We start from the raw sequence: 22,790 nt of genomic DNA on the forward strand, positions 1-22,790 counted from the left end.
CGGAACCATCACCCTCCGGGGTGACCGGTCCGCGGCGCGGTGGCGAGGTGGACTCCGACCCGTTTGACCATGAGCGTCATCTCGTACGCCACCTGGCCGACGTCCGAGTCGGCGTCCGCGAGGACGGCCAGACAGCTGCCGTCGCCGGCGGCGGTGACGAAGAGGAAGGCCTCATCGAGCTCCACGACGGTCTGCCGGACCCTGCCCGCGTCGAAGTGGCGGCCCACGCCCTTGGCGAGGCTGTGGAATCCGGAGGCGACGGCGGCGAGGTGCTCGCTGTCCTCCCGGGTCAGCTCGCGCGAGGTGCCGGTCGCCAGGCCGTCGCTGGAGAGGACCAGGGCCTTGTGGATGCTGCCGACCCGGTCGACCAGTTCGTCCAGCAGCCAGTTGAGCTCGCCTGCGGCCGTGCTCCCCGGGCGTCCCTGGGTGGTGTGTGCTGCGGCATGCGGTGCGGTCATCGACCGTCCCCCTCCGATGTCGTTCGTGGTGCGTTCTGGCCTGGGGCGGCGCCGGTGGTCCGGTCGGCGCTGTCGTCCCCGTCTGCGTTCTTGAGCCGGCCCCGCTGCCAGCCCCGCTGCATGGAGGCCATACGGCTGCGTACCTCCTCGGCGTCCCGTTCGGCTTCCTGGCCCGGGTCCTGGGACGGTGTGCGGTCGGCCGGGGCGCTCACCCTGAGCTGCGGGGCCAGATTGGCCTGGCGGACCCGGCGGGGCAGGCCGTCGATCGTCGCGGGGCCCCGGTCGGCGGCGGTGCCGTGCGCCGGGGCGGGTGCGCCGGACGCGTGGCCGGGCCGCTGCGGGGGCTCCGGGGCGGAGCGGGTGCGTCCGGGCTCGTCGACCCGGCGGCCGTGGTCGGTGACGAGGGTCGGGGGCTTGCGGCGGGGCAGCGGCACGGGTCCTGCCATCCGTTCCGGCGCCGGGTCCGGCGCCTGCTGGTGCTGGTCGTCCGGGCCGGAGCGCCGGGCCGTGCGGGACCGGGCGCGGAAGATGGCGCCGTCGTCGAGACCCGCGAGGCCGCCGGGGCCGGTGAGGGTGTCGGGGTCCGTGAGGGATTCGGTTCCGCCGAGACCCAGGGGGTCGACAGGTCCGAGGGAGCTGACGGGTCCCAGGGGGCCGACCGGGCCCTCCAGTTCGACCGGGCCGTCGAGGAGCGGGGAGCCCTCCCGGCGGGCGGGGCCCTGGCCGTGGGCCTGGCCCGGTCCCTGGCCGGTGGGCGCGGGGAGCCGCGACAGTCCGGCGGTCTCCTGGACCGGACCTCCCGGGAAGCCCGCGTCCGCGGGACCGGGGAGTCCGGACAGTCCGCGCTCGGAGCCGGGATGGCCCCGCTCGGGGGAGGGAATTCCGGAGAGCCTGCCGTCCGGGCCGCGCCGGGACGCGGGCGGGTCGCTCTTGCGGTCGAGCCGGAAACCGGAGCCCTGCATCTCGGGTGCCTCGGTGAGCAGGGCCGCGGGGATGAAGACGACCGCGGTCGTCCCGCCGTACGGGGAGGGCTGGAGCGAGACTCTGACCCCCTGCCGCTGGGCGAGCCGGCTGACGACGAACAGACCGAGGCGGTCGGTGTCGGACAGCTCGAACTCGGGGGTCTCGGCGAGGCGGAGATTGGCGTCGAGCAGCAGCTCGGGGGCCATCCCGAGACCCCGGTCGTGGATCTCCAGGGTGAAGCCGTTGGCCACGCGCTCGCCGAGCACCTGAACGCCGGTGTGCGGGGGCGAGAACACCGTGGCGTTCTCCAGGAGCTCGGCGATGAGGTGGGTGAGGTCGGCGACGGCGGGGCCGCCGACGCCGATGCGGGGCAGTCTGCGGACCTCGATCCGCTCGTAGTCCTCGACCTCCGCGACCGCGGCGCGCACCACGTCCATGAGCTGGATCGGCTTGCGCCACTGGCGGGAGGGGGCGGCGCCGGAGAGGATGACCAGTCCCTCCGCGTGCCGCCGCATCCGGGTGGTCAGATGGTCGAGCCGGAAGAGGTCGGCCAGCTCCTCGGTGTCCTCGGTGCGCCGCTCCATGGCGTCCAGCAGGGTGAGCTGGCGGTGGAGGAGGACCTGGTTGCGGCGGGCGAGGTTGACGAAGACCTCGGAGACCCCGCGCCGCATGTCGGCCTGGCGGACGGCGGCCTCGACGGCGGCCCGCTGGAGGGTGTTGAGGGCCAGACCGGCCTGCCCGATCTCGTCCTTGTCGTACTCCAGCCGGGGGGCCTCGGTCTCCACGTCGACCTGCTCGCCCGCGGCGAGGCGGCGCATCACGCTGGGCAGCCGGACGCCGGAGACCTCATGGGCCTCCTTGCGCAGCCTGGAGAGGTCGCGGACCAGGTCGCGGCCGATGCGCACGGAGACGATGACGGAGACGAGCAGGGCGAGGAAGCCGAGGACTCCCGCGACGCCCGCCTGGACGAAGACGCCGTAGGCGGCGGGGTCGACCCGGTCCTGGTAGCGCTCGCCCGATGCCTTGGCCTCGCGGCGCAGTTCGTCGAGGACGGGGGTCGCGGCGGCCTGCCACTCGGCCAGCTCGGCGGGGCCCGCCGCGTTGACCCGGCCGGACTCGATGAGGCGGTCCTCGGCGGCGCGCAGGGGGGCGGTCTTGGGGCCGCGCCAGAGCTGGGTGTAGATGTCGCGCTCGCCCGCGGGCAGCGCCTCCAGGTTGATCTCGTAGTACAGCTCGCGGTGGGCGACGAGGTCGGAGAAGCGGCGGATCTCAGCGGTGGTGACCTGGCCCGTGGTGAGGGCGGAGGCCATGAGCGCGTCCTCGCGGGAGAGCATCTCGGAGGCGCGGGCGAGTCCGACGACGGCGCGGCCGTGGCGCTCGATGCTCACGTCGTGGACGGCGTGCAGGGTGCTCAGGAAGGTGAAGCAGGGGTGGAGAATCCGGTTGTAGTAGTCCAGCGCCTGGGCCCGGGAGACGGTGCCCGTCTCGACCGAGCGGCGCAGGGCGACGAGTCCGTCGAAGCCCTCGATGAGGGAGGCGAGTCTGCGCTCGGCGTCGGAGCGCAGATCGTCGCGGACCTCCTTCTTGGCCGCGTTCCTCTTGAGGACGGCGATGGTGCGGTCCGTCGCCCCGCGCTTCTCCCGCAGAGCGGGGAGAGCCTTGGAGGACCGGCGGTCGGCGAGGTAGATCAGCGTCTGCCGGCGCTCCTGCTGGATGACGTCGAGGGAGTCGACCATGGGGTGGCCGACTTCCTCGGTGATCGTCCCGACGTCCAGCAGATCATCGGCCTGCCGGCCGGTGAGAGCGGTGGCGAAGGCCCAGAGGGCGGTCAGGGAGAGCAGCGGCACCAGCAACAACGCCACGATCTTCCGGCGGATGGACTTCCCGCGAAAGCGCATGGCCTCCCCCTGCTCAACTCCGCCCGTTACAGGCGGTGTTCTCTCGGTCAACAAACGGCGCGAGCCTACTACTGTCACACAGACAACTCGAAGACACGTCCGGGCGATTTTCGGCCTGCCGGAGCTGCGTTGATCACAGGTTGTCCCGGTATTCAAGGAGTTGGCATTCGCGGTGTGTCACGGGGTGCCTGGTGGCCCGTCTTTTTCCGGACGGCGGGAGATGGCTGGAACTCTTCCCTCCAGGTCCGGGATGCGGGAATCATCCGGGCTCGTCATACGTCTTTGTTCACAGGGGCTGTGAGGGGCGGCGGAGCCGGTCCACCGGCCGGACCGGCGGGCCCGGTTCTCAACTGCTTCCGCCGCGGCGGCTGTTCGTTCCGCCGCGCGGGCGCGATCCCGGGTCCGCCGGGAGCGGGCCGGTCGCCTCCCGCGCGCCGTGGCACGGCGCCGGGTGGTGCCGTGGGCCGGAGTAAAGCAGTGGATTCCGGGCAGCCACCCTGAAGGCGGAAGGACCTGGGGGACGGGGAGTGAGAGGGACCATGGAAACGGATGAGCGTCGCGCGGACAGACCGGCGGGGCGTCCGTCGTTCGCGCCGGTGCGACGGCAGCTCTGGGTGGAGGAACCGACCGCGCGCCGCCGCATGGCCGATCCGGTCCGTACGGCGGCCGTCCGCGCGGTGCTCATCGTCTCCCTGACCTTGATTCAGGCGATGATCGCTTTTCTCTGCACCCTCGCCGGCTCCTGGCTGGCGTTTCCGATGGTGCTCAGCAGTGTCGCGAGCACGGTGGTCGCCACCTGGGGCGTCCTGGACGTCTGGGTGACCCGCCAGGTGTGGAACCAGCGCCACGGTGTGGTGTCGGAGCCGAGCAGCAGCGCCCGTGCCCTGCGGCGCGAGCGGCGCAGGGAGCGGCGTGCGGCCAAGGCGGCGGCGCGCAGGACCGCGCGTATACGGCGGCGGGGCCCGGGCCGGGGCGAGCCCGTCGCGCAGCGGGGCGCGGGGCGGCTGTCGGAGCTGTCCGAGGTGTGACACCGGCCGGCCCGGCGCACCCGTCCGGGCCGGGCCCGGACGAGCGGCGGACCTGATGGGCGCCGGACCAGGGGACGGGCGGCGGACCGGGGGACGGGCGCCGGACCGGGGCTAGCCGGGCTCGGGGGCGGTGAGGGTCTGGGAGCGCTTGAACATCCGGGTGGCGGTGATCTCGCCGTGGACGGTCTCGCCCGAGGGGTCCTGCTGCGGCAGACCGGGCCGCAGATGCTCCTCCACGCTGATGTACTTGAGCCCGGCCCTGAGGTCGGCGTCGTTGCGGAGCCGGATGACCAGGGGGAACTCGGCGAGGGCGGTGGTGTCGAAGAGGCCCGTCGTGTAGAGCAGCTGGACACCCAGGGCGTCGGAGACCGCCCGCTGGAGCTCCAGCAGATAGGTGGCGTTGGCCCGGCCGATGGGGTTGTCGAGGAAGAGCGTGCCGGCGTGGCGGTGGCGGTCACGGCCGCGGTCGTTGCTGCGGAGGGCCGCCATGGTGCAGTAGAGGGCGATGGCGGCGGTGAGCAGCTGACCCCCGGAGAAGACATCGCCCATCTGTCCGACGGGGACGCGCTCGGCGCGCAGGACCGCGTCGGGCTTGAGGATCTCCACGGCGATGCCCCGGGGTTCCAGGGCCGCCTGGACCCCGCGCAGCAGCAGGGACATACCGTCCCTGCGCCCCTCGCCGTACGCCGCCGACGCGTTCTTGCGGACGGCGGCGCGGGTGGCCTCGTCGACGACCTCGCCGAGGCGCTCGGCCAGGGTCGCCTGGTCGGGTTCCTCGAAGCGAATCCGCAGGAACTCCTGGCCGGACCACTCCCCCAGGCCCTCGGGCAGCCGGGAGAGCCGCTGGGCCGAGCGGAGGGTGGCGAGCGCGGACTCCACCAGGCCGCGCAGCCGGTCGACGATGGTGTCGCGGTTGCGCTCCAGCTGCTGGAGTTCGTCGGTCAGCACCCGGAGCCGGGGAGCGAACGCCTCGGCCCACTTCGCGGCGTGTTCGGGCAGGGCGGCGGCGGGCAGTTCCCGGATCTGCTGGCGGGCGGGGGTGCGCACCTGTTCGTAGCGGGTGGAGTTGGCGTGGCGCACCAGGATGTCGCTCGCCTCGCGGACGGCGGCCTCCGCGCCGGAGAGGTCGGTGGCGCAGCCGCGCAGGGAGCGCCGGGCCTCGGCGGCCAGGTGGCGGGCCTCGGCGAGGTCGCCGGGGTAGGGCTCCGGGGGCTGTTCGGCTTCCTCGTCGTCGTCGCGCTGCTCGCGCAGCAGGTCGCGGAGGAGGGCGGCGGTCTCGTCGAAGCCGCCGGCCGCGTCCTCGGCGGTCCGGTGGGCATGGAGCAGGCCCGTGTGGGTGTCGCGGGCGGTGTCCAGGGCGTCCGTGCGCGCGGCAAGTTCGGTGGTGGCGCCGCGCAGCAGGGTCTGGGCGTGCCCGGCGTCGGAGGGGACGAGGTCGTCGGGGAGCGCGGTGTGGGTGTCGTCTCCGTCGGAGGGGGCGAGGCGCTCGGCCTCTCCGCGCAGCCGGCCGAGCTTCTCGCTGGCCTCGGACGCGCGGGTCTCCAGCATCTGGACGAGGGACTCGGCGCGGGCCGCCGCCGCCTGGCGGGAGGGGCCGTCGGCGCCGTCCGTGCCTTCGAGGAGGAGGGAGGCCCGGGTGCGGACCTTGTTGGTGAGCCGGTCCAGTTCGGCGAGTGCGGCGCTCTCGTCGCTCTCGGCGCGGGCCTGCTCGGCGCGGAGGTCGGCGCCGACGCCGACCTTCTCGTACAGCTGGGAGGCCGAGCGGTAGGCCTCGCGGAGGGCCGGCAGGGAGGTGCGGGGGGCGTCCGGGTCGGCGTCGGGCAGGGTCTCCGGGGCGCCGGCGATCTCGGCCCGCTCCGCGCGCAGGGCGCGGGCGGTGCGGCGGGCGTCGTCGCCCGCGCGCTGGGCGGCCCTGCGGTCCTCGTCGGCGGCCTTCGCGCGCTCCAGGCAGACGGTGGCGCGGGCCTCGGATTCGGCTGCCTCGTCGGCCAGTTCGCGGAGTTTCAGCTGCCAGCCGGCGCGCTCCCGGAGCCGGAACGCGAGGCCGGCGAGGGCGTCGGCGGCGCGGCGCGCGCGCTGGGCGGTCTCCTGCCGGTCGTCGCGGACGAGGGCGGCCTCGGCGGCGGCCGCGTCGGCCTCCGCGCGCAGGGCGCGGGCCTCGGTCAGCTGTGCCTGGGCCTCCTCGGCGGTGCGGCGGGCGGTCTCGGCGCCCTGGGCCAGTTCGGCGAGCATGCCGGGCGGGCAGTCGGCGCGCCAGGAGCCGATGCGCGCGGCGAGGGAGCGGTCTCCGGCGAGCCGGGCCGCGAGGTCGCGGATCTCCTCGTCGCGCGCGGTCGCGCGGGCGCGCAGCGACTGCCGCTCCTCGTCGGCGGCGTGCTCGTCGTGCATGGCGGGGTTCGGCGGTACGAGGAAGACCTGGGTGTCGTCGCCGGGGGCGGGCACCGGCGCGAGCAGGGCGGCCGCGGTGCCGACGGCGACGGTGGACCGGGGCAGCAGGGCGGCTCCGGCGAGGGCCTCGCGGGCGCGCAGATGCGAGGCGGGGTCGGTGATGACGACTCCGTCCACCAGCTCGGGGCGGGCGGCGAGGACGGCGGCGTGGTCGGCGGGGTCGACCGCCTGGGCGAGGTAGCGCCAGCCGGGGAGGGCGGGGATGCCCTGCTCGCCGAGGTATTCGACGGTGGCGAGGACATCGGGGCCGGGGGGCAGCAGGCCGCCGTCGCCGAGGGCGCCGAGGATGCGGGAGTCGTCGGCGGCGGCTGTGCGCAGGTCGAAGAGCTGGCGTTCGGCGGACGCGATGTACTGGTCGAGGAGTTCGCGCAGGTCGTCGGCGTAGCGGTCGAGTTCCTCGGCGGTGAGGGGGGTGTCGTCGGAGCGGGTGGGGCCGGTGGCCGGTGCGGTGGTGCCGGCGGGGTCGTCCGCCCCGGTCGCGGTGCCGCGCCGGGGGGAGGGCACGGGTGCGGCGGACGGGGCGGGCGGCAGGCTGAGCAGCTCCGCGAGGCGTCCGTTCTCCGCGATCGAGGCGGCGGCGCGGTGTTCGGCGGTGTGGGCGCGCTCCGCGGTGCGGGCGGCGTCGGCGGCCCGGGCGGCGGCCAGCTCCGCGCGGGTCTCGGCCGCTGCGGCCTCCTTGGCGCGCTCGGCGGTGACCCGGCCCGATGCGCGGGCGGTGTCCCAGGCCGCGACCGCTGTCCTCTCGGCGTCGCTGGCGGCGAGGGCGGCGCGCGCGGGGTCGGCGTCCGGTGCGGTGTCGTCGAGCCAGCCGGCCCGTACCGCTTCGGCGGTCTCCTGTTCGACCTCGGTGAGCCGCTGGCGGAGGTGGCCGATCTCGCTGCGGGCGCGCTGGGCCTCGGTCGCGGCGGCGGTGGCGTCCCGGTGGGAGGTCTCGCCGGTCTGCTGGAGGGTGGCGGAGCGCTCCTCGTGTTCGTTGGCGAGCCGTTCGCCGTCCTCGGCGGCGGCGTGGAGCGCGCGGACGAGATCGGCGGCGGCCCGGGCGCGGGCGGCGAGGGCGGGGGCGGCGTCCCGCTCGGCCTCGCGGATCGCGGCGGCGACCCGGGCCGAGCGGTCGGCGGCGGCGCGGTGCCGGAGCACGGCCTCGGCCGCCTGCCAGGCGGAGTGCAGGGTCCGGGCGTCGGTCAGCTCGCGGCGCTGGGCCGCCGCGCCCTTCTCGGCGGCCGTCAGGGCCAGTGAGGCGTGCCGGTAGGCCAGTTCGGCGGCGATGAGGGCGCTGTGGCCGCGGGCCTGTTCGGCTCCGGTGACCGTGTGGGCGGCGGCGGTGACCTGCTGGGCGAGATCGGCGGTGCGGGCGCGCTCGCCGGTGGCGCGGGCGGAGAGCCGGCGGGCGAGGGCGCGGGTGCGGCGCTCGGCGCCGGTGTGGATCTCCCGGGCACGGGCCCGGGCCTCGGCGGCTTCCACGATGCGGCCGAGCAGATCGACGGAGCCGGCCGTGAAGTCCCGTTCGGCGGTCAGTTCGGCGCGGCGGCCGAGCTTGTTGCCGAAGCTGCTGACGAGGTCGGCGAGGCCGTCGGTGTCCCGGGTGTCGGTGACGGCGCGCAGCAGCAGATCGGTGAAGTCGGAGTCCTTCTTGACCGCGAAGAGGCCGGCGGCCTCGCCCTCGTCGGCGTTCATCTCGCGCTGGTACCGGAAGAGCTCGGGGTCGAGGCCCAGCTCGCCGAGGTGTTCGTTCCAGCGGTCGTGGATCTCCTCCCAGGCGACGTCGAGGTGGGGGTACACCTTGCCGGCCTCGGTGATCGCGTCGCGGAAGCCCTTCATGGTGCGGCGGCGGCCCCGCGCGCCGGAGGCGCCCTCGGCCGGGGACCGTACGGCGGTGGCCTCGGCGACGGGGAGGGAGTCCAGGCTCAGTCCGGGGCCGGGGCGGAAGGAGTACCACGCCTCGGCGAACTTCCTCGGGTCGTTGGAGACCTGGCGGCCCCGCCATTCGCTGACCTTGCCGACGACGACCAGCTCGCCGGTGAGGGTGTGCTGCCACTCCAGGGCGACGTGCCCGCAGTCGTCGGCGAGGAGGAACTTGCGCAGGACGCCGGAGCTGGCGCCGCCCAGGGTGTTGCGGTGGCCGGGGAGCATCACGGAGAAGATCAGCTTCAGCAGGACGGACTTGCCGCCGCCGTTCTCCAGGAAGAGGACGCCCGCGGGGGCGGGCCGGCGGGGCGGGCCGACCGGCTCCTCCTCGAAGAACTCCGCCTGCGTGGGCGCGGGGTGGGGCACCGGCGCGCCGACTCCGCGCAGATCCAGCACGGTGTCGGCGTAGCGCGCACCGGCGGGCCCGATGGAGTAGAGGCGAACGCGGGACAACTCGTACATGGCGGCGGACTCTCGTGGTGGGTGGATCGCGCGGGACGCGGGGTGCGGTGCCGGACGGCGGGGTCAGGTGTGGAACGGGAGCCCGGCGTCGGCCACCAGCTCCAGGTCGTCCGCCTCGGACGGGGGGAGGAGGGTGGCGCTGCCGTCGCTGACGGGGACGACTCCGAGGTCGAGCAGTTCGGCCATGGCCGCGCTGCCCGCCATGTCGCGGACCTGGAGCTGGTAGCGGGCGGTGGTGCGGTAGGTGCCTCCCGCGTCGTCGCCGGTGCGCTGGAGGAAGCCGGATTCGGTGAGGAAGGCGACGGCCTTGCCGATGATGCCGGTGGTGGAGCCGGCGAGCCTGCGGGCGTCCTTGGTCGCGCCGGTGGCGCTGCGGCGGGCGTAGATCCGCCAGGCGGACTCCAGGCCGGGGGTGTCGGTGGCGGGGTCGGTGTTCTCGCCCTCCGTCGCGGCGCGCTCCTCCAGGCGGTGGCAGGCCTGCCGGACGAAGGCGTCGACGCCGTTCACGGTGACGCGGCCGATGTAGCCGTCGTCGGCGAGGTCCTCGGGGCGGGGGAAGGCCAGGGCGGCGACGGCGAGGTGGGCCAGGCCGTGGAGGAAGCGGTCGGCGGAGTCGGCGGCGGCGCGGCGGGCGTAGTCGCCCATGCGGACGGCGAAGACGGAGTCGTCTCCGGCGGCGAGGGCCATGCCGGCGCGGGGGGAGACTTCGAGGACGATGAGGCCGAGGCCGGTGGCGACGGCGTCGGCGACACGGGCGAAGCCGGGGTCCTCGCGGTAGCGGCGCAGCAGGTCGGCGTACTCCGCGTCGCGGGCGGGGAGCAGTTTGGGCTGGAGTCCGAAGGAGACCAGGCGGGCGGCGTCGGCCGCGTCCGGAGGGGTGAGGCGGCCGGGGGCGCCGGGGGCGCCGGGGGCGGTGTCCGCGGGCGCCTCGGTGGTGGCCGGTTCACGCCAGGGGTCGCGCTCGGCGTGCTGGTCGGTCACTGGGGTGGCTCCTCGTCGTGGGGTGTCGGTCGGGGGCGGCGGGACGGGCGGCGGAGAGGGGGGTGGCGGAGGCGGCTCATCCGGCCTCCGCGCGGTCCGCCGTCATGCCCGCCGCGTCCAGCAGGGCCGTGCCGACGATCAGATCGGCGCCGCCGAACTCCCAGTCGTCCAGTGCGGTGCCGTCGTCGACGGCGAAGAGCAGCCGTTCCTCGCCCTGGCGGTAGGCGGTGCCGACCGGAGGGCTGGCGGCGTGGACGGCCAGCAGGGCCACCAGGTAGGGAAGTTCGCTGTCGCCGCCTCGGCGGGCCTCGGCGAGCAGCCCGGACAGCCTGCGGGGGGCGTCGTGCTCCAGGTCCAGCAGTTCCATGGCGCGGGCGAGCTGCTCCTCGCTGAAGCGGCTGTCGTCGGGGGTGGCGATCAGGTCCGGTTCGGGCATTTCGGCGCCCAGGTGCTCCCGTTCCACGGGCGGGGTGAGCAGCAGGTCCACCAGGTCGCCCACCCGTACGGACGAGGGGGTGCGCGGGCCGGTGCCCCGGGCGAAGAAGGCGTCGGTGACCCGGATCGCCGCGTCCAGGGGCAGTGGCAGCACGGGGGCCACCAGCTGTCCGTACAGATCGAGGCCGGTGCGGGTGGTGGGGCGGGCGAAGGCCTGGCGGTCCTGCTCGGCCCGGAAGAGCGGTCCGGCCTCCAGCAGCCGGGACTGGAGCTGGGTGTGGCGGCGGATGCAGTCCTTGACGATGTCGACCAGCTCGGCGGCGCGGCGCTTGTGCTCGGGGTCCTCCGCCTCGTCGCGCGCGCGGCGGATGTTCGTGAGGATCGCGTTCTCGTGGCGGTAGCGGTCGGCGACGTGGTCGAGGGCCTCGGCGATCATGTCGGGGACGGCGTTGAGCCAGTCGACGGCGCGGACGTTGCGGCGGGTGGCCTCCAGGGTCCGGCGCAGGGTCTCGGCGTACTGGACGGTGCGGTAGCGGGCCTGCTCGGCGGCGAGCTGGGCGTCCGCGAGCCGGCCGCGGCTGATGAGGACCTCCAGCTTGACCTCGGCGGCGATCTGGGCGCTGGTGACGTCGGTGTCGAGGGCGCCGACGAGGACGTTGACCGCCTCGTCGGTGGTGCGCAGGCAGACGCTGCCGCCGTAGCCGGGGACTTCCTCGATGAGCTTGAAGTCGTAGTCGCGGCGGGTGTAGACGCCGTCGGTGCCGAAGGTGCCGTAGACCGCGCGGAAGCCCCGGTCGACGCTGCCGACGTTGATCAGGTTCTCCAGCACCCAGCGGGCGACGCGCTCGTGCTCGGCGGCCGGGCGGCGCGGGGCCTGGGCGGCGATTCTGGGGAGCAGCCGGGTGACGACCTGGTCGTGGTCGGCGCCCGTGTCGAAGTCCATGTTCAGGGTGACGAGGTCGATGGCGGAGAGGGCGACCTCCGCCATCGCGTACACCGTGTACTCACCCGCGAGATTCGCCTTGCGGGCGTCCAGGTCGTGCAGCGGCGCGGTGCAGGCGAGCGCGCGGAGCCGCCGCGCCAGCCCTTCGTCGGCGGCCGGGCCCTGGGCGGGCCTCGGCCCCGCGCTGAGCTGGGGCGGAACGAATTCCGTCGAGGCAGGCGAAGTCACGCTGCACAGATTAGGTCCTCGCACTGACAACGGTCGAAACGGCGCGGAACGGCCCCGGTGGAGCCGCGCCGGGCACCGGGTGCCCAACCCCCGGAGAGGCGGGGGCGGCGGGGGCGGCACAGGCCCGTGGGCGGCGCGCGGGGCCCGAGGAGGCCGGGGCGGGGTACGGCGCGGCCGGGCGTACGGGAGCCGGCGGCGGGGTCCGGGCCGTATCTTGTGGATCTTTCCGGGCTCGCGTGCCCCGGTACCGCGCCTCGCCGCGCCTCGCCGCGCTGCCGCCGGTCGCCGGCGCTCCGCGTGGGCTTCTTCCTCCGCCTCGCGATCCACGGGCCCGGACCCCGCTCCCTGATCCGGCCCGGGTCCGGAAGGAACTCCCTAGGGGGTGTCGTCGTCCGTCACCAGATGGGCGTAGGTCTCCACCATCCGGGCGCGTGAGTCCTCCAGGTACTTCGCGAGGAGCTGTTCCGCCCCGGTGCGGTCGCCCGCCTTCAGCGCCTCCAGGATGGCCCGGTTCCGGACCAGGAAGGGCTGGTGGAGGCGGCGCGGGTCGTCGACGACATGGAAGGCCAGCCGCAGCTCCGCCAGCACGCCGCGCATCAGCTCGTCGGTGCGGGCGCTGCCGGCGAGGGCGACCAGTTCGCGGTGGAAGTGGATGTTGGCCGTGGAGACCCCTCGCCAGTCCTCCTCGCGCGCTGCTCTCTCGCCGCCGCTGACGGCCTCGTCGAGCGGGCCGAGCGCGTAGGGCGGATCGCCGAGGTCGTGGACCACGGCGCACTCGACGAGCTGCCGGGTGCGGTAGATGTCGGCGACGTCCTGGACCGCGAGCATCCGGACGAACACGCCCCGGTTGAGCCGGTGGACGAGCAGCCGTTCATGTGTGAGCAGCCGGAAGGACTCGCGCAGGGTGTTGCGCGAGACGCCGAGCGCCTTGCCGATGGCGTCCTCCGAGAGCCGCTCCCCCGGCTGGAAGTACCCTTCCGCGATCCGGGTGCGCAGGATGTCCGCGACCCGTTCCGCCGTGCTGGTGCGGCCCAGCAGGACGCGGTCGTCCGCCAGTCCGCCGAGTCCGTCGGCACGGTCGATCTCCGGCTCCGTCGTCCCCACGACACCCCTTTCCTCCTCGCCGCCGCCAAACCGGCGCACGGTGCTCATCGTAGAAGGAAGAACGAGCCAACGCGCCCCTTGTCGGATCGTTCAACGATCCTCTACCTTCGGCAGCACGGCACATTCCGGCAGCACCATCTCCCCTTCTGCGAGGTGCAGATGAGCACGGTCCACACAGAGCCGGACAAGGGCGGCTTGCACGAGGACGCGGGCGCCTTCGCCTGGCTCCGGGCCCTCGGCCCGCGAGGCCGGCGCGCCTTCGGCGGCGCGTTCGGCGGATACGCCCTCGATTCGTACGACTACTTCACCCTGCCGCTGAGCATGGTGGCGATCTCCGCGTACTTCAGCCTGAACAACGGGCAGACCGGGCTCCTCACCACGGTCACCCTGGTGGTGTCGGCGGTGGGCGGTGTTCTGGCCGGGATTCTCGCCGACCGGATCGGCCGGGTGAAGGCCCTGATGGTCACGGTGATCACCTATGCCGTGTTCACCGTGGCGTGCGGCTTCGCCCCCAACTACGAGACGCTGCTGGTCTTCCGCGCGCTCCAGGGCCTCGGCTTCGGGGGCGAGTGGGCCGTCGGCGCGATCCTGGTCGCCGAGTACGCCGGCGCCAAGCACCGGGGGCGCACCCTCGGTGCCGTGCAGAGCGCCTGGGCGGTCGGCTGGGGGCTGGCCGTGATCGTCTACACCCTGGTCTTCCAGTTCCTGGACGACGACATCGCCTGGCGGGTGCTGTTCTGGACGGGCGCGCTGCCCGCCCTGCTCGTCGTCTACCTGCGGCGCAATGTCAGCGACGCGCCGGAGGCCGCCGCCAAGCGCGCCGCCAGCGCCGTGCGCGGCTCCTTCTCCGCGATCTTCAAGAAGGACCTGCTGCGCACCACGGTCTTCGCGACCCTGCTCTCCACCGGTGTCCAGGGCGGCTATTACACCCTCGCGACCTGGGTGCCGACCTATCTGAAGACCGAGCGGGGGCTGACCGTGGTCGGCACCGGCGGGTATCTGGCGTTCCTGATATCCGGGGCCTTCATCGGCTATCTCACGGGCGGCTACCTCACCGACCGCATAGGCCGGAAGAAGAACATCGCCCTCTTCGCCGTCCTCTCGGCCTTCGGCATACTCGCCTACACCAGCCTGCCCTCGGGCGCCAACGGGCTGCTGCTGGTGCTCGGCTTCCCGCTGGGGTTCTGCATGTCGGCGATTTTCAGTGGTTTCGGCTCCTTCCTGAGCGAGCTGTATCCCGCCGCCGTGCGCGGCACCGGCCAGGGGTTCACCTACAACTGCGGCCGTGCGGTGGGGGCGTTCCTGCCGACTCTGGTGGGCTTCCTCTCGAACAGCTGGGGCGTCGGCGGCGCTCTGGTCCTCGGCGCACTGGGTTACGGTCTGGCCGGGGTGGCGCTGCTGGGTCTGCCCGAGACCCGGGGCAGGGAGTTGCTGTGATCCCGGTTCGGAACCCCGGCGGCGGCGCCGGGGTGCGGAGGAGGAGTACATGACCTGGGCGTCCATCGATCTCAACGCCGACCTCGGCGAGGGCTTCGGCCGCTGGCGGCTCACCGACGACGAGCAGTTGCTGTCCGTGGTCACCAGCGCCAATGTCGCCTGCGGCTTCCACGCCGGGGACGCGGTCACCATGCGACGGGTCTGCCGGCTGGCGGCCGAGCGGTCGGTGCGCATCGGCGCCCAGGTCTCCTACCGCGACCTGGCCGGCTTCGGCCGGCGCTCCATGGATGTGCCGGCGGACGAACTGTCCGCCGAAATCGCCTATCAGATCGGGGCCCTGGAGATCTTCGCCCGGGCCGCGGGGTCGCGGGTCTCCTATGTGAAACCGCACGGCGCGCTCTACAACCGGGTGGTCCACGACGAGGAGCAGGCCGGCGCCGTGGTCGACGGAGTGCTGCTGTCGGGCGAGCGGCTGCCGCTGCTGGGGCTGCCGGGCTCGAAGCTGCACACCATGGCGGAGAAGGCGGGGCTGCCCACCATCACGGAGGCGTTCGCGGACCGGGCGTACACCGCCGACGGCAGGCTGCTGCCGCGCGGCGAGGAAGGCGCGGTGCTCACCGATCCGGCGACCGTGGTCGAACGGTCGGTCAGCATGGCCCGGTTCGGGGTGATGACCGCGCACTGCGGCAGGAGTGTGCCGGTGCGGGCCCGCTCGCTCTGTCTGCACGGCGACACCCCGGGGGCGGTGACCCTGGCCGGGCGGGTCCGCCGTCAGCTGGAGGCCGCCGGGGTCCGGGTGGAGCCGTTCGTATGAACCCGGCCGACGGCCGCCCGGGCGAGCGGGCGGCGATGAGGGCGCTGCCGGTCGGCGACCGGGCGCTGCTGATCGAGCTGGCGGACGGGGAGACCGCCGGAGCGCTCCACGCCGAGCTGCTGCGCCGCCGTGCGGCGGGCACCCTTCCCGCCGTACGGGAGATGGTCCCCGCGGCCAGGACCGTGCTGCTCGACGGGCTCGACCACCCGTCGGGGTTCGCCCGGGAGGTGCTGGAGTGGAGGATTCCGCCGCTGCGGGAGCGGGCTGCGGAGGTGATCGAGGTGCCGGTCCGCTATGACGGCCCCGACCTGGCCGAGGTCGCGGCGCTGTGGGGGGTGAGCGAGGAGGAGGTGGTGGCGATCCACTCGGCGGTGGAGTTCAGAGTGGCCTTCTGCGGCTTCGCGCCCGGTTTCGGCTATCTCACGGGGCTGCCGCAGCGGTACGCGGTGCCGCGCCGGGCCACTCCCCGGACCTCGGTGCCCTCGGGGTCGCTGGGGCTGGCCGGCGCGTACACCGGTGTCTATCCCCGGTCGTCCCCCGGTGGCTGGCAGTTGATCGGCACCACGGAGCTGGAGCTGTGGGAGCCGGCGCGCGAGCCGGCGGCACTGCTGTCACCGGGTGTCCGGGTGCGGTTCGTCGTGGAGCCGGAGCACACAGCGGGGCGCCCCGAACAGCCCGGGCCGCGCGAACGGTCCACGGGGCCGGAGGGGCCCGAGCGGCGGCGGGGCCGTGAGCCGGTCGTGGGCCGATGACGGACCGCGCCATCGCGGTGGTCCGGGCCGGTGCGCTGACCACCGTGCAGGACGCGGGGCGTCCCGGCCACGCGCACCTCGGGGTTCCGCGCTCGGGAGCGCTCGACCCCGGTGCCGCGGACCTCGTCAACCGGCTGGTCGGCAACCCGGAGGGCACGGCGGTGCTGGAGACCACCCTCAGCGGCTGCGCGGTACGGCCCCGGCGCACGGTGGTCGCGGCGGTCGGCGGGGCACCGTGCCCGGTCACCGTCGACGGGCGGCCCGTGGCCTGGGGGGCGCCCGTGCGCGTGCCCGCCGGGGCCGTGCTCGACGTGGGGTGGGCCACCGCCGGGGTGCGCGGCTACATCGGGTTCGCGGGGGGTGTCGGGGTCGATCCGGTGCTCGGGAGCCGGTCCACCGATCTGCTCTCGGGCCTCGGTCCGCCGCCGCTGGAGGACGGCGCCGTGTTGCCCCTGGGCGCGCCGGCCGGACCGCCCGCGCGGGTGGACGGGCCCGTTCCGTGGCCCGCGCCACCCGCTGAGCTGGTGCTCCGGACGCGGTGGGGACCGCGGGCCGACTGGTTCACCCCCGGGGCGCTGCGGATGTTCACCACCGCCGGTTACCGGGTGTCGGCCGCGAGCAACCGCATCGGGCTGCGGACGGCGGGCCCGGTGCTGGAGCGGTCGCGCGGTGCGGAGCTGCCCAGCGAGGGCATGGTGCTGGGGGCGGTGCAGGTGCCGCCGGACGGCTGTCCGGTGATCTTTCTCGCCGACCATCCGACGACGGGCGGCTATCCGGTGATCGCGGTCGTCGACGGGCGGGATCTCGCGGCGGCGGCCCAGGCGGTGGCGGGGACCCCGGTGCGCTTCGTCCCTCTGGGGTGACGGCCCGGACTCCGTGGCCCGGGGCGGGAGACGGGCGGGGCCCGGGGCGCGGGAGACGGGCGGGGCCCGGGGCGCGGGAGACGGGCGGGGCCCGGGGCGGGTCAGAGGGGTGGCGGGCCGTAGCCGCCGCCGCCCGGTGTCTCCATGACGAGCACATCCCCGGGCCCGACCTCGGCGGAGTCGACTCCGTCCAGTGGGGTCACCTCACCGTCCGCCCGCTCCAGGGTGTTCCTGCCGAGGGCCCCCGGGCTGCCGCCGGCCATGCCGTAGGGCGCGACGCGCCGGTTCCCGGTCAGCAGGGTCACCGTCATCGGCTCCAGGAAGCGCAGCCGCCGTACGGTTCCGGCGCCGCCGGGCCAGCGGCCCGTACCGCCGCTCCCGTGCCGGACCGAGAAGGCGTCGACGCGCACCGGACAGCGCCATTCCAGGACTTCGGGGTCGGTGAGGCGGGAGTTGGTCATATGGGTCTGGACGGCGTCCGTGCCCGGGAAGCCGTCGCCGGCGCCGGAGCCGCTCGCCACCGTCTCGTAGTACTGCACCCGGTCGTTGCCGAAGGTCAGATTGTTCATGGTGCCGGCCCCCTCGGCCTGGACGCCGAGCGCCGCGTACAGCGCTCCGGTGACGGCCTGGGAGGTCTCCACATTGCCGGCGACGGTGGCGGCGGGGAACGCGGGCGCGAGCATGGAGCCCTCGGGGACCCGCACCTCCAGGGGTTCCAGGCAGCCGCTGTTGAGCGGGATGTCCTCGCCGACCAGGGTCCGGAAGACATAGAGCACCGCCGCCATCACCACCGAGGTGGGTGCGTTGGCGTTGCCGGGCTGCTGCGGGGAGGTGCCGGTGAAGTCGATGAGGGCGCCGCGCCGGGCGCGGTCGATCCGCAGGGCCACGCGGATGACCGCGCCGCCGTCGGTCTCGTACCGGTACTCGCCGTCGCGCAGCCCGGCGACCAGCCGGCGGACCGACTCCTCCGCGTTGTCCCGCACATGGCGCATATAGGCGTGGACGACATCGAGACCGAACTGGTCGGCCATGCGGCGCAGTTCCGTGATGCCCTTCTCATTGGCGGCGATCTGGGCCCGCAGATCGGCGATGTTGAGATCGGGCGCGCGGGAGGGGTGGGCCGCGCCGGTGAGGAGTTCGCGGGTCTCGCGCTCGCGCAGCCGGCCGTCCCGGACCAGCAGCCAGTTGTCGAAGAGGACGCCCTCGTCCTCGATGGTCCGGCTGAAGGCGGGCATGGAGCCGGGGGTGATCCCGCCGATCTCGGCGTGGTGACCGCGCGACGCCACCAGGAAGAGCAGTTCGGCCCCCCGGGCGGCGGCGGGGGCCGGGGCAGGGGCCGGGCCGGAGTCGGGGGCCGGGCCGAAGACCGGGGTCACCACGGTCACATCGGGCAGATGGGTGCCGCCGTGGTACGGATCGTTGATCGCGTACACATCCCCGGGGCGCAGCCGGTCGCCGTTGCGGCGCAGCACCTCCTTGATCGACTCCCCCATCGAGCCGAGGTGGACCGGGATGTGGGGGGCGTTGGCGATGAGATTGCCCTCGGGGTCGAAGAGGGCGCAGGAGAAGTCGAGCCGCTCCTTGATGTTGACGGAGTGGGCGGTGTTCTCCAGGCGTACGCCCATCTGCTCGGCGATGGACATGAAGAGGTTGTTGAACACCTCCAGGAGGACGGGGTCGACCTCGGTGCCGGCCGCGACCCGGTCGGGGCGGGGCAGGACGCGGGTGAGCAGCAGATGGCCCTGCGGGTGGACCCGGGCGCGCCAGCCGGGGTCGACGACGGTCGTGGCGTCGGCCTCCGCGATGATCGCGGGTCCGTCGACCCCGTCGCCCGGCCCGAGGCCGGCCCGCTGGTGAAGAGGGATTTCCCGCTCCGCGCCGTCGACGAACATGGTGACGGGGGTGGGCGGCGTGGACTCGCCACCGGGCGGGTCGTCTTCCGGGGATTCCGCGGGCTTAGCGGAGTCCGCGGGCTTAGCGGGCTCCACGGGCTTAGCGGGCTCCACGGGCTTAGCGGGCTCCACGGGGCCTCCGGCTTCCTCGGGGCCGTCCGGCGACGGGCCGCCCACCGCCTCCACCGACACGGCCTCCACCACGAGGGGCTTCTCCATGGTGAACGCGTAACGGGCCCGGTGGGCCGATGCGAAGGCGTCCTTCATCGCGGGGACGGTGTCCAGCGGTACGGGCAGGCTCGCGTCCGTGCCCGCGTAGCGGAGCAGCACCCGGGCCCGGGTGGTGATCGCGTCCTCGGGGATGCCGTCGGCCCGCAGCTCCGCGCGGGTGCGGGCGGCGAGCCGCTCGCACAGGTCGCGGACCCGGGCGAGGGAGCCCTCGTCGAGTTCGGCCTCCACGGACTGTTCGCGCATGGCGGTGGCGTCGGCGAGCCCGATGCCGTACGCGGAGAGCACCCCGGCGAGCGGCGGTACGAGGACGGTGTCGACGCCGAGGGCGTCGGCGACCGCGCAGGCGTGCTGTCCGCCCGCGCCCCCGAAGGAGTTGAGGGCGTAGCGGGTGATGTCGTGCCCGCGCTGGACGGAGATCTTCTTGACCGCGTTCGCCATATTGAGCACGGCGATCTCCAGGAAACCCGAGGCGACCTCCTCGGGGGTGGGCGTGGTGCCGGTCTCCGTACCGATCCGGCGGGCGAGCGCGGTGAAGCGCTCGCGCACGGTACGGGCGTCCAGCGGCTGGTCGCCGCCCGGTCCGAAGACGGCGGGGAAGTGGGCGGGCTGGACACGGCCCAGCATCACATTGGCGTCGGTGACGGTGAGGGGGCCGCCGCGCCGGTAGCAGGCGGGGCCGGGGTCGGCGCCCGCGGAATCGGGGCCGACGCGGTAGCGGCGGCCGTCGAAGTGGAGTACGGAGCCGCCGCCCGCGGCGACGGTGTGGATGTTCATCATGGGCGCGCGCATCCGTACACCCGCGACCCGGGTGTCCAGTTCGCGTTCGAACTCGCCCGCGTAGTGCGAGACATCGGTGGAGGTGCCTCCCATGTCGAAGCCGATGACCCGGTCGAATCCGGCCTGGGCCGCGGTGCGCGCCATGCCGACGACCCCGCCGGCCGGGCCGGAGAGCACGGCGTCCTTGCCCCGGAAGTGTGCGGCCTCGCGCAGACCGCCGTTGGACTGCATGAACATCAGGCGGATGCCGTCGAGTTCGCCGGCGATGCCGTCCACGTACCGGCGCAGGACCGGGGAGAGATAGGCGTCCACGACGGTGGTGTCGCCGCGCGGGATCAGTTTGATCAGAGGGCTGACCTCGTGGGAGCAGCTGATCTGGGTGAATCCGAGGTCGTGGGCGGCCTCGGCGACCCGCGTCTCGTGCGCGGGGTGCCGGTAGCCGTGCATCAGGACGACGGCCGCGCTGCTGAAGCCGTCGGCGCGGGCCCGGCGGAGCTGTTCGGTGACCCGGGGCAGATCGAGCGGACGGACGACGGTGCCGTGGGCGTCGACGCGCTCGGGTACCTCGATGACGCGTTCGTACACCGCTTCGGGGAGCACGATGTGGCGGTCGAAGATCCGGGGCCGGTTCTGGTAGGCGATCCGCAGGGCGTCGCGGAAGCCCTCGGTGATGAGGAGGACGGTCGGCTCGCCGCGCCGCTCCAGGAGGGCGTTGGTGGCGACGGTGGTGCCCATCCGGACGCTCGCGACCCGGTCGGCGGGGACGGGGGCGTCCGGTCCGGTGCCCAGGAGCAGCCGGATTCCGGCGACGGCGGCGTCCCGGTAGCGGTCGGGGTCGTGCGAGAGCAGCTTGCGGGTGACGAGCCGCCCGTCGGGCCGCCGCCCGACGATGTCGGTGAACGTGCCGCCTCGGTCGATCCAGAACTCCCAGCGCCCGGTCATGCCCTCATTCTGGCAAGCGAAGCGGCTACGGACCCGGTGAGCGGGGGGCCTCGCGGGGGCGGGGACCTCGCGGGGGCGGGCGAGCGGGCGGACCGGACCGCGCCGGGGGTGGGGATGCCGCCGTGCGGGCGGGCCGGTGCGCCCTCGCGTACGGGTGGGGAGGGGTGGGTGCCGCCTCGCGCCCGGCCCGGGAGTCGCCCCCCGCCTCGGGCGCGCGGCGGCGGGGGCTGTGGTCCAGCGCGGCCTCCGGCTCTCGCACGCCCGGGCGTTCCGCACGGAAGGGGAGGGGGTGGTTCCGTGCGGAAGGCGACGCAGGGGGTGGTGTCGGAGGACCGCGCGCGTCGGGCCGGCCCCGGCCCCGGTCCCGGCTCGGTGCTCCCAGCACGCCGTACGCGACACGCCGTGCCTGGCGGCCCGCACCCTGCGCGCCGCACGCCACGGACCCGGGGCAGCGCGCCGTACCCGACCAGCCGTACCCGACCAGCCGTACCCGACCAGCCGTACCCGACCAGCCGTACCCGACCAGCCGTACCCGACCAGCCGTACGCCGCCGCTGGGGCCGGAGCCCAGCGGCGGCGTACGGCGAGGGCGTACGGCCCCGACGGGGCGGGCCCGACGGGTGTGGTGCCCGGGTCAGACCGTCTGGGGGTCCGGGCCCATTCTGCTGCGGACCGCGGTCTGGACCTCGGCCTCCTCCGCCGGGTCGGCGGCCAGGCGGCGCAGGCGGTCGGCGACCCGGACATCCCCGGTCTCGGCGTGCCGGGCGGCGACCTCGCGGGTGGTCTCCTCGCAGTCCCAGAGGCACTCGACGGCGAAGCCCGTCGCGAAGGAGCCGTCCGTCGCGGCGAGCGCCCGGGCCGCGCGCCCCCGGAGCTGGGACGAGGACGTCTCGCGGTAGACATGGCGCAGAACCGGGGCCGCGCAGCTGATGCCGAGACGCCCGGCGCCGTCCACGAGTGTGCGCAGCAGCGGGGCGTCGGGCCCGTCGGCCCGTACCGTCTCGCGGAGCGCGCCGAGGACGAGCCGGTCGTCGCCCGCGTCTCCCCGGCAGGCGAGCACGCCCGCCGCGGAGGCCCCGAGCGCGTCGGGCCGGTGGACCCAGCCGCGGGCGCGGTCGACGGCTTCGTCCCCGCACATTCGCTCGAACGCGGCGATCGCGGCGTCGGAGACGGCGCGGGGGCCCACGGCGACCGCCGCCTCGATCAGATCCAGGACGACGGGGTCCCGGCATTCGGCGAGGTAGTGCAGGGCGGCGCAGCGCGCGCCGTCGTTCCCCTCGCGGGCCGCTGTGACGATCGCGGGCCTGTCGTCGGCGCCGGCGACGGCGGACAGACAGCGCGCGGCGGGCACATGGAGCGGATTGCCGCGCTCCAGGCCCTGATCGGCCCAGTCCAGCACGGCCTGGACGCTCCAGCCGGGGCGCGGCCCGGTGGGACGCATCTGCCGCTGCCAGCGGTCGAACGAGCCCGTCTCCCCGGCGGCGCGCACCCGGGCGCCCACCGACGGCCGGGGGTCCTCGGCCCAGAGCCGCCAGGGCCGGGGCTCGAAGGCGTCCCGTACGGCGGCGGCCAGCTCGGCCTCGCCGTCCGGGGTGGCCGGGAATCTGGCGAGGATCGGCACGGCGAGCGAGCGAAGCGACGTGTCGTCGTCGCGCACGGCCAGCTCGTCGAGGGCCCAGGCCCAGTTGGCGCCGGTCGCGGCATAGCCGCGCAGCAGCCGCAGGGCGTCGTCCCGGCCGTAGGAGGCGAGGTGGCCGAGGACCGCGAGGGCGAGGCCGGTTCTGGCCTCGTCCGTGTCGAGATGGTCGTCGGCGTCGCTCAGGTGCCGTTCGATCTCCTCCAGCCCGCCGTGGAGGTCCAGGTAGAGGCGGGCGTAGTACAGGGAGCGGTTCTCGACCTGCCAGTCGTGGCGGGGATCATTGAGCACACAGTGGTTGAGGGCGGCGAGCGCTTCGGCGCGGGGCGCGGCGAGCGCGTGCAGCGTGCCGTCGCCGCGGCCCCTCTGCAACAGGCCGAGCAGCGTGCCGCTCGGCGCTATGACTGGATCGAACATGGGGAAGGCCTCACATCAAGCTCTCGACGCAACCGGGGAATGGAGATGCCTAGGCCGCGCAGCAGCATGTGGGGCCGCCCGTCGTCATGCGCGTCTTCCGCTTGGTGTAGCCCATCTTCCTGCCTCTCGTCGGTGAGCCCCAGGGGAATTCCCGGTGATGTCCAGGACAGGGCCCGT

Annotated in this window: 13 protein-coding genes; 5 read left to right on the forward strand and 8 right to left on the reverse strand. The window is 74.6% G+C overall.

From position 1 onward, the window contains the following. Positions 1–8: 8 nt before the first annotated feature. Both ACWCRA_RS30165 and ACWCRA_RS30170 read right to left on the reverse strand, forming a co-directional pair. The gene (locus tag ACWCRA_RS30165; protein ID WP_351557614.1) at positions 9–458 is read right to left on the reverse strand and encodes a roadblock/LC7 domain-containing protein; all 450 of its coding nucleotides are present in this window, start codon (positions 456–458) and stop codon (positions 9–11) included. Next, the gene (locus ACWCRA_RS30170; RefSeq protein WP_451069095.1) at positions 455–3,319 is read right to left on the reverse strand and encodes a nitrate- and nitrite sensing domain-containing protein; all 2,865 of its coding nucleotides are present in this window, start codon (positions 3,317–3,319) and stop codon (positions 455–457) included. Before ACWCRA_RS30170 ends, ACWCRA_RS30165 begins: the two co-directional genes overlap by 4 nt. Before the next feature lie 539 nt (positions 3,320–3,858). Here ACWCRA_RS30170 and ACWCRA_RS30175 point away from each other — a divergent pair. Beyond that, entirely contained in the window at positions 3,859–4,347 is a 489-nt protein-coding gene (locus ACWCRA_RS30175; RefSeq protein ID WP_351557608.1) for a hypothetical protein, read from the forward strand. Positions 4,348–4,458: 111 nt separating this feature from the next. Here the strand turns inward: ACWCRA_RS30175 and ACWCRA_RS30180 are convergent, their stop codons facing one another. The 4 genes from ACWCRA_RS30180 to ACWCRA_RS30195 all read right to left on the reverse strand — a co-directional run bounded on the left by ACWCRA_RS30180 (position 4,459) and on the right by ACWCRA_RS30195 (position 12,853). Next, entirely contained in the window at positions 4,459–9,162 is a 4,704-nt protein-coding gene (locus ACWCRA_RS30180) for a hypothetical protein (protein WP_451069096.1), read from the reverse strand. A 63-nt stretch (positions 9,163–9,225) separates the two neighbouring features. Continuing rightward, entirely contained in the window at positions 9,226–10,143 is a 918-nt protein-coding gene (locus ACWCRA_RS30185) for a hypothetical protein (protein WP_451069097.1), read from the reverse strand. A gap of 76 nt (positions 10,144–10,219) precedes the next feature. Next, positions 10,220–11,749, reverse strand: a complete 1,530-nt coding sequence (locus ACWCRA_RS30190; protein ID WP_351557601.1) for a hypothetical protein — start codon at positions 11,747–11,749, stop codon at positions 10,220–10,222. A 375-nt stretch (positions 11,750–12,124) separates the two neighbouring features. After that, on the reverse strand, positions 12,125–12,853 hold the full coding sequence (locus tag ACWCRA_RS30195; RefSeq protein WP_351557656.1) for a GntR family transcriptional regulator: 729 nt from the start codon (positions 12,851–12,853) through the stop codon (positions 12,125–12,127). A gap of 159 nt (positions 12,854–13,012) precedes the next feature. On the opposite strand from ACWCRA_RS30195, the gene ACWCRA_RS30200 reads away from it, so the two are divergent. From ACWCRA_RS30200 to ACWCRA_RS30215, 4 genes are read left to right on the forward strand one after another with little or no spacing between them, the layout of a single operon-like run. Then, complete coding sequence (locus ACWCRA_RS30200) at positions 13,013–14,290, forward strand: MFS transporter (protein WP_451069098.1); 1,278 nt, start codon at positions 13,013–13,015, stop codon at positions 14,288–14,290. Between the two features lie 49 nt (positions 14,291–14,339). After that, positions 14,340–15,104: a LamB/YcsF family protein gene (locus tag ACWCRA_RS30205; RefSeq protein ID WP_451069099.1), complete on the forward strand. Its 765-nt coding sequence runs from the start codon at positions 14,340–14,342 to the stop codon at positions 15,102–15,104. Positions 15,105–15,139: 35 nt separating this feature from the next. Then, a complete protein-coding gene (pxpB, locus tag ACWCRA_RS30210) occupies positions 15,140–15,856 on the forward strand; it encodes a 5-oxoprolinase subunit PxpB (protein WP_451069118.1) in 717 nt (238 codons plus the stop codon). Beyond that, on the forward strand, positions 15,853–16,719 hold the full coding sequence (locus tag ACWCRA_RS30215) for a 5-oxoprolinase subunit C family protein (protein ID WP_351557592.1): 867 nt from the start codon (positions 15,853–15,855) through the stop codon (positions 16,717–16,719). The genes pxpB and ACWCRA_RS30215 overlap by 4 nt, the downstream gene beginning before the upstream one ends. A 101-nt stretch (positions 16,720–16,820) precedes the next feature. On the opposite strand, the gene ACWCRA_RS30220 is transcribed toward ACWCRA_RS30215, so the two are convergent. Both ACWCRA_RS30220 and ACWCRA_RS30225 read right to left on the reverse strand, forming a co-directional pair. Then, positions 16,821–20,561, reverse strand: a complete 3,741-nt coding sequence (locus ACWCRA_RS30220) for a hydantoinase B/oxoprolinase family protein (RefSeq protein ID WP_451069100.1) — start codon at positions 20,559–20,561, stop codon at positions 16,821–16,823. A 633-nt stretch (positions 20,562–21,194) separates the two neighbouring features. After that, positions 21,195–22,613 carry a HEAT repeat domain-containing protein gene (locus ACWCRA_RS30225; protein ID WP_351559567.1) on the reverse strand — a complete coding sequence of 473 codons (1,419 nt, stop codon included), beginning with the start codon at positions 22,611–22,613 and terminating at the stop codon, positions 21,195–21,197. Between the last annotated feature and the right edge of the window lie 177 nt (positions 22,614–22,790).

This window comes from Streptomyces sp. NPDC001889 (assembly GCF_053594535.1).

Bases quoted from the DNA above. Each gene is read 5' to 3' on its own strand.
- ACWCRA_RS30165 (WP_351557614.1), bottom strand. From the start codon at position 458: ATGACCGCACCGCATGCCGCAGCACACACCACCCAGGGACGCCCGGGG.
- ACWCRA_RS30170 (WP_451069095.1), bottom strand. From the start codon at position 3,319: ATGCGCTTTCGCGGGAAGTCCATCCGCCGGAAGATCGTGGCGTTGTTG.
- ACWCRA_RS30175 (WP_351557608.1), top strand. From the start codon at position 3,859: ATGGAAACGGATGAGCGTCGCGCGGACAGACCGGCGGGGCGTCCGTCG.
- ACWCRA_RS30180 (WP_451069096.1), bottom strand. From the start codon at position 9,162: ATGTACGAGTTGTCCCGCGTTCGCCTCTACTCCATCGGGCCCGCCGGT.
- ACWCRA_RS30200 (WP_451069098.1), top strand. From the start codon at position 13,013: ATGAGCACGGTCCACACAGAGCCGGACAAGGGCGGCTTGCACGAGGAC.
- ACWCRA_RS30205 (WP_451069099.1), top strand. From the start codon at position 14,340: ATGACCTGGGCGTCCATCGATCTCAACGCCGACCTCGGCGAGGGCTTC.
- pxpB (WP_451069118.1), top strand. From the start codon at position 15,140: ATGAGGGCGCTGCCGGTCGGCGACCGGGCGCTGCTGATCGAGCTGGCG.
- ACWCRA_RS30215 (WP_351557592.1), top strand. From the start codon at position 15,853: ATGACGGACCGCGCCATCGCGGTGGTCCGGGCCGGTGCGCTGACCACC.
- ACWCRA_RS30220 (WP_451069100.1), bottom strand. From the start codon at position 20,561: ATGACCGGGCGCTGGGAGTTCTGGATCGACCGAGGCGGCACGTTCACC.
- ACWCRA_RS30225 (WP_351559567.1), bottom strand. From the start codon at position 22,613: ATGTTCGATCCAGTCATAGCGCCGAGCGGCACGCTGCTCGGCCTGTTG.